This window comes from uncultured Reyranella sp., assembly GCF_945957355.1.
GTDB lineage: Bacteria > Pseudomonadota > Alphaproteobacteria > Reyranellales > Reyranellaceae > Reyranella.
Window position 1 is genome coordinate 461,190 of record NZ_CAMFKM010000002.1, and the last position, 17,369, is coordinate 478,558.

General features: G+C 66.3%; 20 protein-coding genes. 9 read left to right on the forward strand and 11 right to left on the reverse strand.

Annotation, left to right across the window (positions count from 1 at the left end):
• Window positions 1–4: 4 nt before the first annotated feature.
• From arsC to Q0Q48_RS05285, 3 genes are read right to left on the reverse strand one after another with little or no spacing between them, the layout of a single operon-like run.
• Window positions 5–355 (reverse strand): arsenate reductase (glutaredoxin), encoded by a 351-nt coding sequence (gene arsC, locus Q0Q48_RS05275; protein WP_295135055.1) that lies wholly within the window; start codon window positions 353–355, stop codon window positions 5–7.
• A 33-nt stretch (window positions 356–388) separates the two neighbouring features.
• The gene (locus Q0Q48_RS05280) at window positions 389–940 is read right to left on the reverse strand and encodes a RecX family transcriptional regulator (protein WP_295135058.1); all 552 of its coding nucleotides are present in this window, start codon (window positions 938–940) and stop codon (window positions 389–391) included.
• A gap of 4 nt (window positions 941–944) precedes the next feature.
• On the reverse strand, window positions 945–1,610 hold the full coding sequence (locus Q0Q48_RS05285) for an HAD-IA family hydrolase (RefSeq protein WP_295135061.1): 666 nt from the start codon (window positions 1,608–1,610) through the stop codon (window positions 945–947).
• Window positions 1,611–1,728: 118 nt separating this feature from the next.
• Between Q0Q48_RS05285 and Q0Q48_RS05290 the strand changes: the two genes are divergently transcribed.
• From Q0Q48_RS05290 to Q0Q48_RS05310, 5 genes are all read left to right on the forward strand, one after another.
• The gene (locus tag Q0Q48_RS05290) at window positions 1,729–2,403 is read left to right on the forward strand and encodes a TetR/AcrR family transcriptional regulator (protein WP_295135064.1); all 675 of its coding nucleotides are present in this window, start codon (window positions 1,729–1,731) and stop codon (window positions 2,401–2,403) included.
• A 79-nt stretch (window positions 2,404–2,482) separates the two neighbouring features.
• Complete coding sequence (locus Q0Q48_RS05295) at window positions 2,483–2,926, forward strand: SxtJ family membrane protein (protein ID WP_295135067.1); 444 nt, start codon at window positions 2,483–2,485, stop codon at window positions 2,924–2,926.
• Window positions 2,927–2,944: 18 nt separating this feature from the next.
• Window positions 2,945–3,097, forward strand: a complete 153-nt coding sequence (locus tag Q0Q48_RS05300; protein ID WP_216957152.1) for a DUF5989 family protein — start codon at window positions 2,945–2,947, stop codon at window positions 3,095–3,097.
• Window positions 3,098–3,115: 18 nt separating this feature from the next.
• Complete coding sequence (locus Q0Q48_RS05305; protein WP_295135073.1) at window positions 3,116–4,951, forward strand: carbamoyltransferase; 1,836 nt, start codon at window positions 3,116–3,118, stop codon at window positions 4,949–4,951.
• Window positions 4,952–4,961: 10 nt separating this feature from the next.
• Window positions 4,962–5,963 carry an NADPH:quinone oxidoreductase family protein gene (locus Q0Q48_RS05310; RefSeq protein WP_295135075.1) on the forward strand — a complete coding sequence of 334 codons (1,002 nt, stop codon included), beginning with the start codon at window positions 4,962–4,964 and terminating at the stop codon, window positions 5,961–5,963.
• On the opposite strand, the gene Q0Q48_RS05315 is transcribed toward Q0Q48_RS05310, so the two are convergent.
• Together Q0Q48_RS05315 and Q0Q48_RS05320 are read right to left on the reverse strand one after the other, a co-directional pair.
• Window positions 5,960–6,397, reverse strand: a complete 438-nt coding sequence (locus Q0Q48_RS05315) for an OmpA family protein (RefSeq protein ID WP_295135078.1) — start codon at window positions 6,395–6,397, stop codon at window positions 5,960–5,962. The two genes, Q0Q48_RS05310 and Q0Q48_RS05315, sit on opposite strands and share 4 nt — an antisense overlap.
• Window positions 6,394–6,990 carry a 2-hydroxychromene-2-carboxylate isomerase gene (locus Q0Q48_RS05320; protein WP_295135081.1) on the reverse strand — a complete coding sequence of 199 codons (597 nt, stop codon included), beginning with the start codon at window positions 6,988–6,990 and terminating at the stop codon, window positions 6,394–6,396. The genes Q0Q48_RS05315 and Q0Q48_RS05320 overlap by 4 nt, the downstream gene beginning before the upstream one ends.
• 72 nt (window positions 6,991–7,062) lie before the next feature.
• On the opposite strand from Q0Q48_RS05320, the gene Q0Q48_RS05325 reads away from it, so the two are divergent.
• Complete coding sequence (locus tag Q0Q48_RS05325; RefSeq protein WP_295135084.1) at window positions 7,063–7,818, forward strand: glucose 1-dehydrogenase; 756 nt, start codon at window positions 7,063–7,065, stop codon at window positions 7,816–7,818.
• Between the two features lie 166 nt (window positions 7,819–7,984).
• On the opposite strand, the gene Q0Q48_RS05330 is transcribed toward Q0Q48_RS05325, so the two are convergent.
• The 5 genes from Q0Q48_RS05330 to Q0Q48_RS05350 form a co-directional block, all read right to left on the reverse strand.
• A complete protein-coding gene (locus Q0Q48_RS05330; RefSeq protein ID WP_295135087.1) occupies window positions 7,985–8,509 on the reverse strand; it encodes a hypothetical protein in 525 nt (174 codons plus the stop codon).
• A gap of 39 nt (window positions 8,510–8,548) precedes the next feature.
• A complete protein-coding gene (locus Q0Q48_RS05335; protein ID WP_295135090.1) occupies window positions 8,549–9,322 on the reverse strand; it encodes an SDR family NAD(P)-dependent oxidoreductase in 774 nt (257 codons plus the stop codon).
• Between the two features lie 70 nt (window positions 9,323–9,392).
• The gene (locus Q0Q48_RS05340; RefSeq protein ID WP_295135093.1) at window positions 9,393–10,109 is read right to left on the reverse strand and encodes a pirin family protein; all 717 of its coding nucleotides are present in this window, start codon (window positions 10,107–10,109) and stop codon (window positions 9,393–9,395) included.
• 74 nt (window positions 10,110–10,183) lie between these two features.
• Window positions 10,184–10,732 carry a VOC family protein gene (locus Q0Q48_RS05345; RefSeq protein WP_295135096.1) on the reverse strand — a complete coding sequence of 183 codons (549 nt, stop codon included), beginning with the start codon at window positions 10,730–10,732 and terminating at the stop codon, window positions 10,184–10,186.
• Window positions 10,729–12,387 carry an NAD(P)/FAD-dependent oxidoreductase gene (locus Q0Q48_RS05350; protein ID WP_295135098.1) on the reverse strand — a complete coding sequence of 553 codons (1,659 nt, stop codon included), beginning with the start codon at window positions 12,385–12,387 and terminating at the stop codon, window positions 10,729–10,731. The genes Q0Q48_RS05345 and Q0Q48_RS05350 overlap by 4 nt, the downstream gene beginning before the upstream one ends.
• 117 nt (window positions 12,388–12,504) lie before the next feature.
• On the opposite strand from Q0Q48_RS05350, the gene Q0Q48_RS05355 reads away from it, so the two are divergent.
• From Q0Q48_RS05355 to Q0Q48_RS05365, 3 genes are read left to right on the forward strand one after another with little or no spacing between them, the layout of a single operon-like run.
• A complete protein-coding gene (locus Q0Q48_RS05355; RefSeq protein WP_295135102.1) occupies window positions 12,505–13,506 on the forward strand; it encodes a LacI family DNA-binding transcriptional regulator in 1,002 nt (333 codons plus the stop codon).
• Window positions 13,507–13,530: 24 nt separating this feature from the next.
• The gene (locus tag Q0Q48_RS05360; protein WP_295135105.1) at window positions 13,531–14,502 is read left to right on the forward strand and encodes a tripartite tricarboxylate transporter substrate-binding protein; all 972 of its coding nucleotides are present in this window, start codon (window positions 13,531–13,533) and stop codon (window positions 14,500–14,502) included.
• Window positions 14,499–15,239 (forward strand): SDR family NAD(P)-dependent oxidoreductase, encoded by a 741-nt coding sequence (locus Q0Q48_RS05365; protein ID WP_295135108.1) that lies wholly within the window; start codon window positions 14,499–14,501, stop codon window positions 15,237–15,239. The genes Q0Q48_RS05360 and Q0Q48_RS05365 overlap by 4 nt, the downstream gene beginning before the upstream one ends.
• Window positions 15,240–15,277: 38 nt before the next feature.
• Here the strand turns inward: Q0Q48_RS05365 and Q0Q48_RS05370 are convergent, their stop codons facing one another.
• Window positions 15,278–17,368 carry a hypothetical protein gene (locus Q0Q48_RS05370; protein WP_295135111.1) on the reverse strand — a complete coding sequence of 697 codons (2,091 nt, stop codon included), beginning with the start codon at window positions 17,366–17,368 and terminating at the stop codon, window positions 15,278–15,280.
• Window position 17,369: the final 1 nt, after the last annotated feature.

Sequence of the window (17,369 nt, forward strand, 5' to 3'; positions counted from 1 at the left end):
GACGTCATTTCAGGAGAGGGAGGACGGCCTCGGGCGGGCGGCCGATCGCGGCATGCGCACCCTTCACGACGATGGGGCGTTGCAGCAGCACGGGATGCCCGGTGATCGCATCGACGATCTGGGCCCTGGTGAGGTCCGCCTTCCTGAGCTTGAGCGTCTTGAACTCGGCCTCGCCGTCGCGGATCAGCTCGCGCGGATCGCCGCCGACCAGCGTCACGAGCTTCTCCACCTCCGACTTGCTCGGCGGCTCCCTGAGATACTCGCGGATCGTGGGCTCGACGCCCTTGCTCCTCAACAGGTCGAGAGTCTGCCGCGACTTGCTGCAGCGCGGATTGTGCCAGATCGTGACGGTCATGAATTCCTCGTGGGCCGAACCATGGCGAGCGGTTCAGGTTTCGTCCAGAGCATCGGGGTCTGTCGACTCGATGACCTTGCGGGCGAGTTCGTAGGCGAAGCCCGCGCGTGCCATCGAGGCGAGGTCGCGTGCTTTCTTCTCCTCGCGATCCTTCGTGCGGAAGGGACCGAGCCGGCGCCGGCGGGCGAAGGCCACGGCCGCCTGGACTTCGCGCTTGGCGGGATCGGTGCCGAGCTCGTCGTCGAGCGCGGCCATGGCCTTGTCGACATCCTCGCGCCCTACGCCTGCCACCTGCAGGCGTTGACGCGTCAGCTGGCCGGAGACCCCGCGGCGGTGCAGGGCGCGCGCCTTGGTCTGCGCAAAGGCCTTGTCGTCGAGCAGGCCGGCCGTCACGAATTTTTGAACGACCGCCTCGATGGCCTCGTCGACATTGTCCATCACGGGCGCTTCGAGCATCCGGGCCTTGGACACCCGCCGCCGCAGCACGCGTCTCAGCCCCTCGGCGGAACTGGCGTACCGCTCGAGATAGAACACGGCGGCATTCTGGAGATATTTCGCCGTGATCGGGGAGGCGGTGCGCTTCACGGCATCAGCCTCGCAGCGGAATCCCCACCATCGCTTGCAGCTCGTCGATCGCCACGTCGGGGTCGCCGACCTTGATGGTGCGCATCCCCAGGGCCCGCGCCGGCTTCAGGTTGATGCCGAGATCGTCGAGGTAGATGCAGCGGTCGGGCGGCACGCTCAACAGCTCGCAGGCGTGCTGGTAGATGCGCGGATCCGGCTTGCGCAGACCGACTTTGCTCGATTCCACGACATGCTCGAAAAGAGACATGATTTCGGCCACCGCCTTGGCCTTCTCCGGGCTGCGCGCCATGCCCGGTCCCTCACCGGCCTTCATGTTGTTGGTGATGCAGGCCACCCTGAACGCCGACTTGCAGCGGCGCAGGGCTTCCACCATCTGCGGCCGAATGTCGCCGCTTAGAGCCTGCAGAATCTTCCAGCCCTCGACCCGGTAGCCGCTGGCGCGGGCCTCCTCCTCGAACAGGTCCACGAACCCCTGAAGCGAGACCTCGCTTCGTTCCATTTTTGCCCAAGCATTGGTATCCGGATTGCGCGAATTGAGCCCGCGCAGGAAATCTTTGGGAAGCCCGGCCTCGGCTTCGTAGCGATTGAAGGCGTCGAAGGGGCTGGAGAGGATCACGCCGCCGAAGTCCCACAGGACCGCGAGCGGGGTTTTTGCATGGCTCGTATTCATGGTGGTGCGACGGTCTTTACCTTGTTGCTGCCTCAGTCGGCCCTTATCTCACGCCCTCCATAGGCGACCGGTCGTACGTTGACCATCCCAGCCTGAACTCCGGATTAGGAATATGCACATGAGCGAAGCAGCGGTAATGCCGCGCGGCAACGCAGTGGCGGTAGTGGCAGCAGGAACGGACTCGACGGGGACGGCTCGTCCCGATGGCCGCAATCGTCGCGCCGCCGAGACCCGTCGCAAGATCATCGAAGCCGCCAAGGTCATGATCGCCGAGACCAGCACGGCGCCGACCGTGGTGGCCGTCGCCCGCCGGGCCGACGTTTCCGTTCGCTCGGTTTTCCAGCATTTCGGCGATGTTGAGTCACTTTTTGTAACTGTCCTGGATGCCATCGGACAGGACATCGTGGTGCCGCAGCAGGCTTCGGATTCCCGTCCGTTGGGGCAGCGGGTCGCGTCGGTGGTCCAAGGTCTGGCCGAAGTGTTCGACAAGATCGTCCCGCTGCGGGTCGCCGCCGGCCAGTTCGTCGACCATCCGGCCCTGATCGAGCGCGGCAATGCGTTCAAGCTGGAGTTGCGGAAGTCCACTTTCGAGGCTTTCGCCCCGGAATTCGCGACCCTTGATGAGCAGGCCCGGGAGGAACTGGCGGACGCGATCGGCGCCGCCCTGTCCCTTGACGCTTGGATCGTACTGCGTCGCCGGGACGGGCTCAGCTTCGAACGGGCGGCCGCGGTCTGGCGCATGACGCTTGAGGCGCTGCTGACCCATCGTTTCGCCTCCGTTGCGGCGGAATAACAAACTGGCGGTCGCCGATTGACTTGGCGTTTGGGATCAGAGAGTTAAGAGCCCCAATCAACTGAAGAACGCTCGGTAAATGGCGACCAGCCAGCTTCATGAAGACTATTCGCGCGAGGAGCACGTCAAGGCGGGCTCCGACCGCGGTTTCGGGTTCGTGTTCGCAGGGTTCTTCGGAATCCTGAGTGCGATCAACCTGTGGCATCACGGCACCGAACAGGGCGCGGCGTGGAAATGGATGCTGCCGGTCGCGGCGGCATTCCTCGTCGTGGCGCTCGTCTATCCGAGGGCGCTCGGGCCGCTGAACCGGTTGTGGCTGAAGTTCGGCCTGCTCCTCTACAAGGTGATGAACCCGCTGATCCTCGGCTTGTTGTTCTTCGTCACGATCATGCCGATTGGTCTCGTCATGCGCGCGTTCGGCAAGGATTTCCTGCGGCTGAAGCTCGACCGGAATGCCAAGAGCTACTGGATCGACCGTTCCCCGCCGGGCCCGCCGCCGCAATCCATGAAAAACCAGTTCTGATTCCGAAAGGACCGATCCATGGGCTCCATCCTCGTCGAACTCTGGGCCTTCATGCGCGAGCGCAAGAAGTTCTGGCTGCTGCCGATCCTGGTCATGATGGTGATCTTCGGTGGCCTGATCGTTCTCACCAAGGGTTCGGCGATCGCGCCCTTCATCTACACGCTGTTCTAGGCGGGTAAGGACACTTCCATGCGGGTGCTTGGCGTCTCGGCCTTCTATCACGACAGCGCAGCCGCGCTCATCGAGGATGGTCATCTCGTCAGTGCGGCGCAGGAAGAGCGCTTCACCCGCAAGAAGCACGATGCGGGCTTCCCGCAGAACGCGGTCCAGTTCTGCCTGGACCGTGCCGGCATCAAGCTCCAGGACGTCGACTACGTCGCCTTTTACGACAAGCCGTTCCTGAAGTTCGAGCGCCTGCTCGAGACCTACCTCGCCTATGCACCGCGCGGCTTCAATTCCTTCCGCATGGCCATGCCGCTGTGGCTGAAGGAGAAGCTCTTCCAGAAGACGCTGCTGCGCGACGAGATGAAGAAGTGGCAGCCCGACTTCGACTGGCAGAAGCGCCTGCTGTTCGGCGAACATCACCAGAGCCACGCGGCCTCGGCCTTCTTCCCGTCGCCCTATGAAGAGGCCGCCGTGCTCTGCATGGATGGCGTCGGCGAATGGGCGACCACGTCGCTTGCCATGGGAAGCGGCAACAAGCTCGAGATGCTGCGCGAGATCCACTTCCCGCACTCGATCGGCCTGCTCTATTCGGCGTTCACCTACTATACCGGCTTCAAGGTCAACTCGGGCGAATACAAGGTCATGGGCCTCGCGCCCTACGGCGAGCCCAAGTTCAAGAGCCTGATCCTCGACAAGATCGTCGACCTCAAGGAAGACGGCACCTTCCGCCTCGACCAGAGCTACTTCGACTATTGCACCGGCCTGCGCATGACGAACGACAAGTTCGGCGCGCTGTTCGGCGGTGCACGGCGCAATCCCGAGGAGATGCTGACGCAGCATCACATGGACCTCGCGGCGTCCATCCAGGCCGTCACCGAGGAGATCGTGATCCGCCTCGGCCGGTCGGTGAAGAAGGAAACCGGCGTCAAGAACATCTGCCTCGCGGGCGGCGTCGCCCTGAACTGCGTCGCGAACGGCAAGCTGCTGCGCGAGAACATCTTCGACGGCATCTGGGTGCAGCCGGCGGCCGGCGATGCCGGCGGCGCGGTCGGCGCGGCCTATGCTGCCTATCACGGCTTCCTCGGCCAGCCGCGCAAGCTGAACGGCCACATGGACGGCATGGCCGGCTCCTATCTCGGCCCGGACTTCACCGACGACGAGATCGCCGAGCGCCTCACCGCCGTCGGTGCCAAGTTCTCGCGCCTCACACGCGAGGAGATGATCGACCAGACGGCGCAGGCGCTGGCCGACGATAAGGCGGTCGGCTGGATGCAGGGCCGCATGGAGTTCGGTCCGCGCTCGCTCGGCGCCCGCTCGATCCTGGGCGACGCGCGTTCGCCCTCGATGCAGAAGACGCTGAACCTCAAGGTGAAGTACCGCGAGTCGTTCCGGCCCTTCGCGCCGGCGGTGCTGCGCGAGGACGTCGACAAGTATTTCGATTTCCACACCGACAGCCCCTACATGCTGATGGTCGCGCCGGTCGTCGAGGGGCGCCGCCGCAAGATGACGGCCGATGAAGAGAAGCTGTTCGGCATCGACAAGCTGAACGTGCCGCGCTCCGATATCCCGGCCGTGACGCACGTCGATTATTCGGGCCGCATCCAGACCGTCCACGAAGAGACCAACAAGCCGTTCTACGACCTGATCTCGGCCTTCAAGGCGAAGACCGGCAGCTCGGTGATCGTGAACACCTCGTTCAACGTGCGCGGCGAGCCGATCGTCTGCACGCCTGAGGATGCGTGGCGCTGCTTCATGGGCAGCGAGATCGAGGTGCTAGTGGTCGGCAACTGCCTGTTGCGCAAGGAAGACCAGGATCCGTCGCTCAAGCTTGACTACAAGAACGCTTTCGAGCTCGACTAGCGCGCCTTCGATGCGCGCGCCCCTCATGCGAGCCATTGTTTGCGATCGCCTGGGCGATCCTTCCGTCCTCCATATCGAGGAACGCCCGATCCCCGAAGCGGGGCCGGGCGAGATCGTCGTCCGGGTCGGCGCCGCGTCGGTCAATTTTCCCGACGTGCTGATGGTGGCCGGCGGCTACCAACACAAGCCGGAGCTGCCCTTCGTGCCCGGCATGGAGGGCGCGGGGACGATCCATGCGCTCGGCGACGGCGTCACGAACTGGAAGCCGGGCGATCGGGTGATCTTCGGCGTGCGTCCCGGCGCCTTCGCCGAATACGTGAAGCTGAAGGCCAGCGGCCACCTGATGCGTCTGCCGGAGGACTGGTCGTTCGCCGAAGGCGCGGGCTTCCGCGTCGCCGCGCAGACCGCCTATCACTCGCTGGTCCATCGCGCCGCGCTGAAGAAGGGCGAAGTCCTGCTGGTTCACGGCGCGTCGGGCGGCGTCGGCCTGGCGGCCGTTCAATTGGGCAGGCATCTCGGCGCACGGGTCATCGCGACCGGCAGCGACGATGGCCGTCTGGCCATTGTGCGTGAGAACGGTGCCGACGAGGTCGTGAATTATCGCACCGGCGACTTCGTCGCCGCCGTGAAGGAGATGACGAACGGCAAGGGCTGCGACGTGATCTACGACCCGGTGGGCGGCGAGGTGCTGGAGAAGTCGGTGCGCGCGGCGGCCTATGGGGCGCGCCTGCTGGTCGTGGGCTTCACCTCGGGCGGGCCGAGCAAGCTCATGTCCAACCACATTCTGATCAAGGGCCTGTCGGTGCTGGGCGTGCGCGCCGGCGAGACACCCCTTCGCCTGTCGCCCGAACTCGGCCGCGACTATGTCGAGGAACTGCCTCGGCTTGCTGCGCTTGGCGTGATGCGCCCGCACGTCTCGCACCGCTTCCCGATGGAGCAGGCCGCCGCCGCCTTCCGTGTCCTCATGGACCGCAAGGTCGTCGGCAAGGTCGCGATCGAGATGATGCGTTAACGCGCGTAGAAGATCGTCACCTTGCGGTCGATCTCCGAGGCGTTTTCCTTGCCCAAGCTCATGTTACCGAAGGCTTCGGGATCGGCGACGATGGTGATGTTCTTCGCCGGATAGCCGTCGCGGATCATCTCGGCGGCGACCGCCTGGGCGCGCGCCCGCGCCAGCCTTTCATTGTAGGCCTTGTCGCCCAGCTTGTCGGTGTGGCCGATCAGGCAGATGGCCGAGACCTGGCGATCCTTTGCGGTCTTCACCGCCTGGGCGATCCCAGGCTTCTCGGCCGGCGGTACCACCGAGCTGTTGAGGGCGAACAGGACGCGCACCGGCTGCGGCTGGTTGCCGCCGCCGCCGCGCGGGCAGGTGCCGACCGTCTGCGCGAAAGACGGCGCCGCGGCGAACAACATACCGGCGGCGATGAGGACACCGAACTTCTTCATTTGAGTTCTTCCTTGAGAGCCAATTCGACGAAGGGGAGGCGATCGTTGCCGAAGAACATCATCTTGTCCACGAAGCAGGTCGGTGCGCCGAACACGCCGCGCGCGACCGCCTCGTCGGTGGTGGCCTTGAGCCGGTCCTTCACGTCCTGATCCTGAATGCGGGCGCCGAATTTCGCGGCATCGAGGCCGGCAGCGGTCAGCACGGCAGCCACCTCATTCATGTCGTTGAGGTTGCGGCCCTCGACCCACATCGCCTTGAAGACCGCCGGGTGGTAGCGCTCGAAGGTGCCGTCGATCTGCGCCGCCGCCGCGCCGCGCATCAGTGCCAGCGTGTTGACCGGAAAGAAGGGATTGCGCTGGAACGGTACGCCGTAGTGTCGCCCCCACATCGGCATGTCGAAGCCGCTCCAGGCCGATTTCTGCGGGAGCTCGGCCGGTGAATGGTTGCCGGTGGCCTTGAACACGCCGCCCAGCAGCATCGGCTTGCGCACCAGCGTGGCCCCCGCGCGTTGCGCGATCGCCTCGACCTGCGTGTCGGCTAGGTAGCTATAGGGGCTGCCATAGTCGAAGTAGAATTCCAGCGTGCGGGCCATGTATTCCTCCTTGCTTGTCGCGAGCCTGCGCCGCTTCTAGCGTTGCGACAAGAAAGTTCGGGGAGGGATCGCATGAGTCGCGTTGCAGACAAGGTCGTGCTGGTGACGGGCGCCGGATCGGGCATCGGCCGCGCTTCGGCGAAGCTTCTGGCGTCCGAAGGCGCGACGGTGATCGTCACTGACGTCAACCGTGCCGGCGGGCTGGAGACTGTTCAACAAATAGGCGGCAACGCACGCTTCGAGGAACAGGACACGGCGAAGGAAGCCGACTGGAAGCGCATCATCGACGATATCATGGCGCGCGAGGGCCGACTGAACGGACTCGTGAACAATGCCGGCATTGCCGGACCGTTTCCCTCGTCCTTCGAGGGCGAGAGCCTCGACCAGTGGCGCCGCATCCTGTCGATCAACGTCGAGGGCGTGTTCCTCGGCTGCAAGTACGGCGTGCCGGCGCTGCGCGCCTCGGGTGGCGGCTCGATCGTGAACATGTCGTCGCTGGCGGCCTTCCTCGGCACGCCCGATCTCTCGGCCTATGGCGCCAGCAAGGGCGCGGTCCGCCAGTTCACCAAGACGGTGGCGATGGATTGTGCGCGCAAGGGCTACAAGGTGCGCTGCAACTCAGTGCATCCCGGTATCATCATGACGCCGATGGGCGAACACATCCTGCCCAGCGAGAAGGCGCGCGAACGCACGCGCCAGCGCGTGCCGATCGGCCACTTCGGCACGCCGGAGGACATTGCCTACGGCGTGCTCTACCTGATTTCCGATGAATCCCGCTTCATGACCGGCGCCGAGCTGGTGATCGACGGCGGGATGAATTCAATTTAGTCGCTCCGCTTGCGGAGCGACTGGCGGCGTGTAGCGCTGCAGGGAGCGCAGTGACCGAAGCGCGGGCGCCGCACGGTGCAGAAAATATAGAGGTGCGCCAAACCTGCCGTGCGGGCTCTCGCGCTTGGTTACAAGCGCTGCCGCCCGCCGGCGCCTGTGAAGGCGCCTACTTAATGTTCACCTGGTGGGTGAACTTGTCGCCGTCGCTGATCGTGATCTGCTGGAAGCCGAGCAGCTTCAGCAGGTCGAAGAAGTTCGCGTCCTCGGCGATCGTGCGCTCCTGGAAGAACGGCGACAGGCGCGACATGGTCGTCATGTTCGCGAGGATCGCGCGGGCGCGATAGATCGTGCTCATCTCGCCGGGCTGCAGGCCGACGATGATCATCTTGTCCGCCTTCTCGCCCTTCACGAAGACCGAGTAGGGAACGCGATAGGCCGACTGGATCGTGCCCTGCGAGACGACCGTGGCGAACTGCACGCGCTGGGCGCGCTCGGCGCCGGCGATCGTCTGCATCGGCGAGGCGTAGTTCTCGATCGCGGTCGGCTTCGGGTAGTAGTAGCCGACATACTTGTCGTCATCGGCCTTGGTGGTCGCCGCGGCGGCCGTCGGCTTGGGCTGCTGTTGCGCGAGCGCCGGCAGGGCGCCGAAAGCGACGAGGACGGCCAGGCTGGCTGCGAACCGATTGATCATGAGTGTTTCCCCAAAGTCTGATGCTGCAGTGGCGACGGGCTAAAACAACGTATAGCCGCCATCGATAACGAAGTCGCGTCCCGTCGTATAGCCGGTGGCGCCGCTCGCGAGATAGACGGCGATCGGGCCGAAGTCGGCGCCGGTGCCCCAGCGCCGGGCCGGGATGCGCGGCAGGACGTTGCCCGCGAACTTCGGATTGGCGACGGCATTGGCGGTCATCTCGGTCTCGATCCAGCCAGGCAGGATCGAGTTCACGGTGATCTTGTAGCGCGCCAGCTCGACGGCCAGCGCCCGCACCATCGCCGTGACGCCGCCCTTGCTGGCGCCGTAGTGGCTGGAGCGGGCCGCGCCTTCGATCGCCGCCGTGCTGGCCATCGCCACCAGCGAACCGCCCTGGCCGCGTTCGACCATGTGCTTGGCGGCTGCACGGAACGTGAAGAAAACGCCGTCGAGGTTGATCTGCAGGACGCGGCGCCATTCGGCGTAGTCCATCTCGAGGATCGAGCCTTTGCCGCGACCCGAGACGCCGGCATTGGCGACGCAGTTGTCGACATGGCCCATCACCGTCACCGTCTCGGCGAAGGCATCCGCCACCTGCTTCTCGTCGCCGACATCGACGATCTGGGCGTGGACCTTGCCGCCATGCTTCCTGAGCTGCTCGACGGCCGCGTCGTTCTTCTCCTTGCGCGTGCCCCAGATGCAGACGCCCGCACCTGCCTGCGCCATCGCATCGGCCATGCCGAGGCCGATGCCGCCGTTGCCGCCGGTCACCAGCGCCACCTTGCCCGTCAGATCGAAGCCCTTGTAGGCCATGCATCTCTCCCAAACGAAAACCGGGCGGGATCAAACCCCGCCCGGTCCATAGCGTCAATCTGACGGGAGGTCAGTTCAACCGGTCCGTTTCGACCAGCACAATCTCGGCATCCTCGAGAGCCACGATCTCGACCTCGTCCTGGTCGACGATCGCCACCCCGTCGCGGGCATTCGCCGTCACGACCTTGCCGTCGCTGCCGCGGACCTCGATCTTGCCCTTGGCCGGCACGAGATAGGTCGGCTTGCCGTTCAGCTTCTGGCGGGTCGACTGCCCGGCCTTCACCGTGCCGGCAAGCAGCGAACCGTCGGCATAGAGCGGGATCGCCCCGTCGTCGCCACGTCCCGAAGCCAGCGGCACCAGCTTGCCGTCGCGCGCCTCGGCGGGGAACTGCACCGTCTCCCAGCGCGCCGGCACGCCCTGCTTGTTGGGAATGATCCAGATCTGGAACAGCTCGGTCTCGGCCTGCTCCATGTTGTATTCGGCGTGCTGGATGCCCTTGCCTGCGCTCATCACCTGGATCTGGCCCGCTTCGGTCCTGCCCTCGTTGCCGAGATGGTCCTTGTGCGTGATCGCGCCCTTGATGACGTAGGTCACGATTTCCATGTCGCGGTGAGGATGCGGCGGGAAGCCCGACTGCGGCGCGATGCGGTCGTTGTTCCAGACGCGCAGCGCTCCCCAGTGGACGCGGTCCTGGTTGCGGTAGTCGGCGAAGCTGAAGTGGAAGTTCGCCTTGAGCCAGCCGTGGTCCGACTTGCCCAATTTATCGAAGGGTCTGAGCTCGATCATGGTGTTCTCCTTGCTGTTCCCAAAATGGCCCAACAAGGAGGGGGATCAAGTTTCTGCCTGGTAACGGGGCCAAGCTACGATCGGCCCTGCACAGGACGAATCGGATCGGTGCCGTCCCAGTCCTGGGCGCGCTTGCGGACGTACTCGAAGAAGCGGCCCTTGTTGCCGCTGATGTCGGAGATCTCGACGACCGTGCCGGCGTGGGCATTGGCAGGCGCGCCGGTATCGAAATAGGCGAAGCGACCCTGCTCGCCGCCGATCTGTCCTTCGTGGCCGAGCCTGTACCCAAGCCCCAGCGCCCGGTCGTACAGCGACTGGTAGTCGGTCGACCAGAAGGCCACGTGCTGCAGGCCCTCGCGGCCGGAGTCGAGGAATTCCTTGTACATCGACGGCGCGTCGTTGCGCTGCTGGATCAGCTCGATCTGCAGGTCGCCGGAATTCGCCAGCGCGATGCTCAGCTCGACGGCCGAGTCCTGGCCGCGATGGCAGAACCAGTCGGTCTGCACGCGGTCGATGTAGAACCACGGCCCGACCTGCAGCACCTCGATCCAGTGCTTCATCGCCGCTTCGATGTCGCGCACGACATAGCCGTTCTGGCGGACCGGTCCGAACAGGCGGCTCATTTGCCGGCCTCCCCCAGCGCGCGTGTCGTGCCGCCGAAGCAGAAGCCGCGATAGCCGTCCTCGACGATCGCCTTGCAGGTCGTGCGGTAGCCTTCGCCGATATACGGCATGAAGACGCGCGGCTTGCCGGGAATGTTGACGCCCAGGTACCAGGAATTGGCCTTGGGGAAGAGCGTGCGGTCGGCGACTTCGGCGACATGCCTGCCCCAGGCGACCTGGGCCTCGCCATCGGGTTCGATCGTCGCGAGATCGTGTCGGCGCATGTGCATGAGGCACTCGGCGATCCAGTCGACGTGATACTCGCAGTTGGTGATCACGTTGCCGATGACGGAGGGGCTGCCCGGGCCGGTGATCGTGAACAGGTTGGGGAATCCTTTCACGGTCAGGCCGAGATAAGTCTGAGGTCCTTCCGACCACGCGTCCTTCAGCGTGGTTCCGTCGCGACCGTGGATGTCGACCGCGAGCAGGGCGCCGGTCACCGCGTCGAAGCCGGTGGCGAAGACCAGTGCATCGAGCTCGAAATGCCGCGACGCCGTGTCGACGCCGGATGCGGTGATCCTGTCGATCGGCTCCTCGCGCAGGTTCACCAGCTCGACGTTCGACCGGTTGTAGGTGTCGAAATAGTCGGTATCGACGCACAGGCGCTTCACGCCGAACGGATAGCCCGTGGGTGTGAGCGCCGCGGCGGTCTTCGCGTCCTTCACGGTCTCGCGGATCTTCTGGCGCACGAAGTCGGCGCAGACCTCGTTGACCTCGGGATGAACCAGGATGTTGGGGAAGGCCTTCAGGAATCCGCCGCTGCCGCCCTCGTGCCAGAGCTGCTCGTAGCGCGCCCACTGGACGTCGCGCGGCGGGACCTCGGCGGTGAAGGCGGTCGGCGGCACGCGGCCGAAGTCGGATTGCTCGAGGCTGGCGAGATAGGTTTCCAGACCCTCGTCGAAGCTCCTGTGGTCCTCGTCGGTCAGCGGCCGATTGCGTGCGGGGACCGAGAAATTGGGCGTGCGCTGGAACACGACGAGTCGTTCGGCGTCCTTCGCGATCATCGGGATCGCCTGCACGCCGGAGGATCCGGTGCCGATGATTCCGACCCGCTTGCCGTCGAAGTCGACCGGCTCCTGCGGCCAGCGGGCGGTATGGTAGATGGCCCCTTGGAAGTCGGCGACGCCGGGAATGTCGGGCGTGTTGGGCACCGACAGGCCGCCGGTCGCCATGATGACGAAGCGGGCCCGCAGGCGTTCGCCGCGATCGGTCTCGACGATCCAGCGATCGCTCTTTTCGTCGAATGTGGCGCCCGCGACCCTGGTGTCGAACTGGATCAGCCTGCGCAGATCGAGGCGGTCGGCGGCGAACCGGGCATAGCTCAGGATCTCTTCCTGGCCGGCATAGCGGTTGGTCCAGCGCCATTCGCGGCGCAGCTCGGGCGACCAGCTGTAGGAATAGAACAGGCTCGGCACGTCGCAGCGCGCACCGGGATAGCGGTTCCAGTACCAGGTGCCGCCGACATCCGGCGCCGCCTCGATCCCGCGCACCGTCATTCCGATCTCGCGCATCTTGTGCAGCGCGTAGAGGCCACCGAAGCCGGCGCCCACCACGACGACATCGCAGTCGATCTCGGCCTCGTTCGCACTCGCGCGTTCCGGAACGGAAGCACCCATGATCGCCAAACTCCGCACTATGGAAACGTTTCCAATTCAGCCTTGCAAGCTGGGCACCGCATGTCAATTATGACGCTTCGTATGGCAGAAATCGTTTCCAGAGCGACCATTCGAGACGTGGCCCGGGCGGCCGGCGTCTCGGTCGGGTCGGTGTCGCGGGCGCTGAACGGCGGCAAGAATGTCAGCGCGCGGGTGGCGCGCGACGTCGCTGCCGCGGCGGAGAAACTCGGCTATCAGCCGGATTTCCAGGCGCGCAGCCTGCGGACGCGCACGACCGGGATGGTCGGCTGCCTGGTGTCCGACGTCGCCAATCCGCTCTACGCCAGCATCGTGCAGGCGGCGGAGGCCCGGCTGCGCGAGGCCGGCCTGCTGATGGTCGTGGCCAACACGGCGAACGATCCGGCGCGCGAGCGGGCGATGGTCGCGGCGTTCCGCAGCCGGCGTCTCGACGGCATGCTGGTGGCGCCCGGCAGCGACGAGAACGACCGCGCCTGGCGCGAGCTCGCCGCCGGCGGCGCGCCGGTCGTCATCCTTGACCGCGATGTACCCGGGGAGGGCGATACGCCCTGGCCCGCGGTGCTGGTCGACCATCGCGAAGGCGCCCGGACCGCGACGCGCTATTTGATCGGCCTCGGCCATCGCCGCATCGCCCTGCTGACGCCGGGCGCGCGCATGCGGCCGGGCCGTGAACGCATCGCGGGATTCAAGGCGGCCTTCGCCGAAGCCGACATCGATCCCGAGGGCGCGCTGATCTGCCTTCAGGCATCGTCGATGGATTTCGCGCAAGGCGATGCGCTCGAACTGCTGCGCCGGGACCGGCGTCCGACGGCGATCATCGCGCTCGGCACCCGCATCCTGGCCGGTGCCCTGCGCGCCGCGCGCGACCTCGGACTTTCCGTGCCGCGCGACCTGTCGGTGATCGCCGTCGGCGACACCGATCTCGCCGCCGTGCATTCGCCGGCGATCACGGCCTTGCGCTGGAGCCTGGAGGATGTCGGCCGGGCGGCAGCCGAACTGTTGCTGCAACGCTTGCGGGGCACGGGGGAGGGCCAGTCGTGCGCGCTGCTGCCGGTCGATCTCGTGCTGCGCGAATCCTGTGGGGCGCCGACGGCGACGTAATCAAGAACCTGTGTGGAGGAAAGAATGAAGATGTTCCGGAGGGCATTTGCCCTGGCTTTGGCGTTCGGGGTGACCGTGCCCGCGCTGGCCCAGACGAGCGACGTCAAATGGCCGAGCAAGCCGATCCGCCTGATCGTGCCGTTCGCGGCGGGCGGCGGCACCGATCTGGTGGCGCGTGCACTGGCGGAGAAGCTCGGCACGGCACTCGGACAGACGGTGATCGTCGACAACAAACCGGGCGCTTCGGGCATCATCGCCATGGAAGCGGCCCAGAAGGCCCCGCCGGACGGCTATACGCTGGTCCTCGGATCGGCCAGCACCGTCGTCGTCAATCCGGCGGTCATGCCCGACCTCCCGTACGATCCGGTGAAGGACTTCGAGCATCTGGCCGACATCGGTTCGGCCACGGTCGTGATGGTCGCCACCCCGGACTATCCGGTGAAGGACCTGCGCGACGTGATCGCGCTGGCCAAGGCCAAGCCCGGCGAGGTGAACTACGGAACCTGGGGTAATGGCTCCACCGGCCATCTCTGCGCCGAGATCATCCGGGCCGGCACCGGCATCAACATGACCCATGTGCCCTACAAGGGCGCCGCGCCGGTACTGAACGACGTGGCGGCGGGCCACATCAAGCTCGGCTTCTCCGACGTGCAGTCGGCCGTGCCGATGGTCAAGTCGGGCAAGGTCAAGGTCGTCGTGTCGTGCACGCGACGCTCGATCAACTTCCCCGACGTGCCGGGCTTCGTCGAGCAGGGCGTCGATTTCGACTTCGTGTGGCGCTACGACCTGATGGCCCCGCTCAACACGCCCAAGCCGATCGTGCAGCGCCTGCACGCCGAGCTGATGAAGATCCTGGCGATGCCCGACATCAAGGAGCGCTGGGCCGAGTTCGGCATGACCGCCTCGACCATCAGCCCGGACGATCTCAAGGCGCAGACGGCCAAGGACATCGCCACCCTGCGCAAGATCGCGCAACAGGCGAACGTCAAGCCATGAGCCCCATCACGCAGGCCGCTGCCGTCGTCACCGGCGCGGCCAGCGGCCTCGGCCGCGCCATCGCGCATCGCTTTGCAAAGGAAGGCCTCAAGGTCGCGTTGTGGGACGTCGACCTTGCCGGTGCGAAGCGCGTCGGCGGGGAGGTCGGCGGAGGCACGCATGCTTTCGCCGTCGACGTTACTGACACGAGGTCCGTTCGCGCCGCGTGGTCGGCGACGAAGGAAGCACTCGGCGCACCCTCGATCCTGGTGAACAGCGCCGGCATCCTCGGCCCCTCGGCCGGTATCGCGTCCTATCCCGAGGAACAGTGGCACCGCGTGCTCGACATCAACCTGAACGGCACGTTCCGCTGCTGCCAGGCGGCGGTGCCCGACATGGTGGCGTGCGGCTACGGGCGCATCGTCAACATCGCCTCGATCGCAGGCAAGGACGGCAATCCCAACGTCGCGGCCTATGTCGCGTCCAAGGCCGCCGTCATCGCGCTCACCAAGTCGATGGGCAAGGAACTCGCGACCTCGGGCGTGCTGGTCAACGCGATCACGCCCTCGGCCTCCGAGACCGCGATCTTCGGCGAGCTGACGGACGAACGGCGCTCGAAGCTTCTGGCGAACGTGCCGATGGCGCGGATGGTCCGACCCGAGGAGGTCGCGGAACTCGCCTACTGGCTGTCGTCGCCGGCCTGTTCCTTCTCGACGGGCGCGACGTTCGACATCTCCGGCGGCCGGGCGACTTACTAACTTCCTTCACCTCCCCCGTAAGACGGGGGAGGAAGTTTCTATCTTCCTTCTCGCCACCAGGCGCTGGCGATGGCCATCAGGAAGGCGAGTGCCACCAGGATGCCAGGCAGCAGCGGCAGCTGGTTGATGCCAGCGACCGTATAGCCTTCGTTGCGGCGCAGGCCGATCCAGTCGGAGCCGCCGGCGGCGCGGCCGGGGCGGACGGTGCGGATGTCGGGATCCGACTGGTCGGCGAGCCACATCAGCGCGCCACCCGTACCGTCGACCAGCGGCTTCAGCTTCGCGTCTGTGGCACGCACGTCGGAGAACTCCAGAGGATCCGGGCTGCCGACGGCGGCGACGGCGCGCAGGGTGCCATCGTCGAACCGGTAGAGGCCGGGCTTGTCGACATCGACCACCGCCATGCCAAGACCCGGCGCGGTCTGGCGCAGGTCGAGCGTGCGGGTGGCACCGCCGGGCGAGGTCCCCGGTGAGGTCATCGTGACCTGCGGGAAGGTGGCGGCCAGTGTGCGGCGTGTGATCTCGATGCGGCCGCCGACGGCGGTGGCGCGCAGCGCCTCTTCCTCGAGATCGGGCTCCTTCATCAGCCAATGGGCAACCCTGCGCACCAGCTCGGGCTGCGGGCCGCCGCCGTCGATGCCGCGGTTCCACAGCCACAGGTGATCGGACAGGAGCTGTGCCACGCGGCCCTCGCCGACGCGGTCGAGGATGACCAGTGGCTTGTCTTCGGCGCCGGACAGCACCGCATTGCCCCGCTCGGTGCGCGAGGTGACCAGGCGGAACCAGCGGCCCCACTCCGGTTCCTTGTTGGGATCGCCGGCCTGCGGCAGGTTCGCGGTCACCGGATGGCGTTGGCCGATCTCGGTGACCTTGGGCTTGAAGCCGGTCTCGACCACGTCGCCCGTCGGGGCGCCGGGCAGGATGGCGCCGAGCGGCGTGCGATAGAGCGAGCGCTGCGTCGCGAACACCGGGCCGACCGAGACGAGCAGGGCGCCGCCGCCCTTCACGTATTCGGCGATGTTGCGGAAATAGTCGCGTGTGATCAGGTTCCCCGACTCGTAGCGGTCGAAGATGATCAGGTCGAATTCCTTCAGCTTCTGCTCGAACAGCTCGCGCATCGGGAAGACGATCAGCGACAGTTCGCGGACCGGTGTGAAATCGTCCTTCTGCGGCGTGCGCAGGATGGTGAAGTGCACGAGGTCGACCGCGGGGTCGCTCTTCAGCAGGTTCCGCCAGGCCCGTTCGCCCTGGTAGGGCTCGCCCGAGACCAGCAGCACGCGCAGACGGTCGCGCACGCCGTTGATGGTGAAGAGCGCGCGGTTGTTGTCGAGGGTCAGTTCGCTCTGGCCGGGGCCGACTTCCAGCTCGACGACGTTGGCGCCGGGATTGCCGACGGTGATCGGCAATTCGACGGAGCGGCCAACCGGCACGTCGATGCGCTTCACGACCTCGCCGCCGACCGACAGGGTGACCGGCGCGGTGCCGCCGGCGGGATCCTCGATCCGGAACTTGGCCGTGACCTCGCGGCCGACCACGCCGAAGCGCGGCGACTGTTCGAGCACGATCAGCCGGTCGCGCTCGTTCTTCCTGCCGGCGATCAGCGCATGCACGGGCGCGCCGCCCAGCTCCGGCGGCACGCCGGCCGGCACGTCATGGACCTGGCCGTCGCTCAGCAGCACCACGCCGGCCAGCCGCTCCTGCGGGATCTCGATCAGCGCCGACCGCATCGTCTCGATCAGGCGCGTACCGCCCGGCCGTTCGCTGCCCAGCTGGATCTGCGACGGCGGCAGCACCACCTCGCGCACTTCGAGCCCTTCCTGCTGGCCGAGCTTGCGCTTCAGGGTCTCGCGCGCCGCCTGGACCTGCTGGCGCCGCTCGCCGATCGCCATGGAATCGCTGTCGTCGACGACGACCAGCGCCACGTCGGCGATCGGCTTGCGCTGTTCCTCGATCAGCGATGGATTGGCCAGCGCCGCCAGCACGACGACGAGGGAGCCCAGCCGCCAGATCGTTCCGCGCGCGCCGGCGCGCAGGCCGAGCAGCACCAGCACGAGGCCGATCGTGCCCAGCACGGCCAGCACCGTCCACGGCAGCAGCGGATCGAAGGCGACCGAGACGGCCGATGTCATG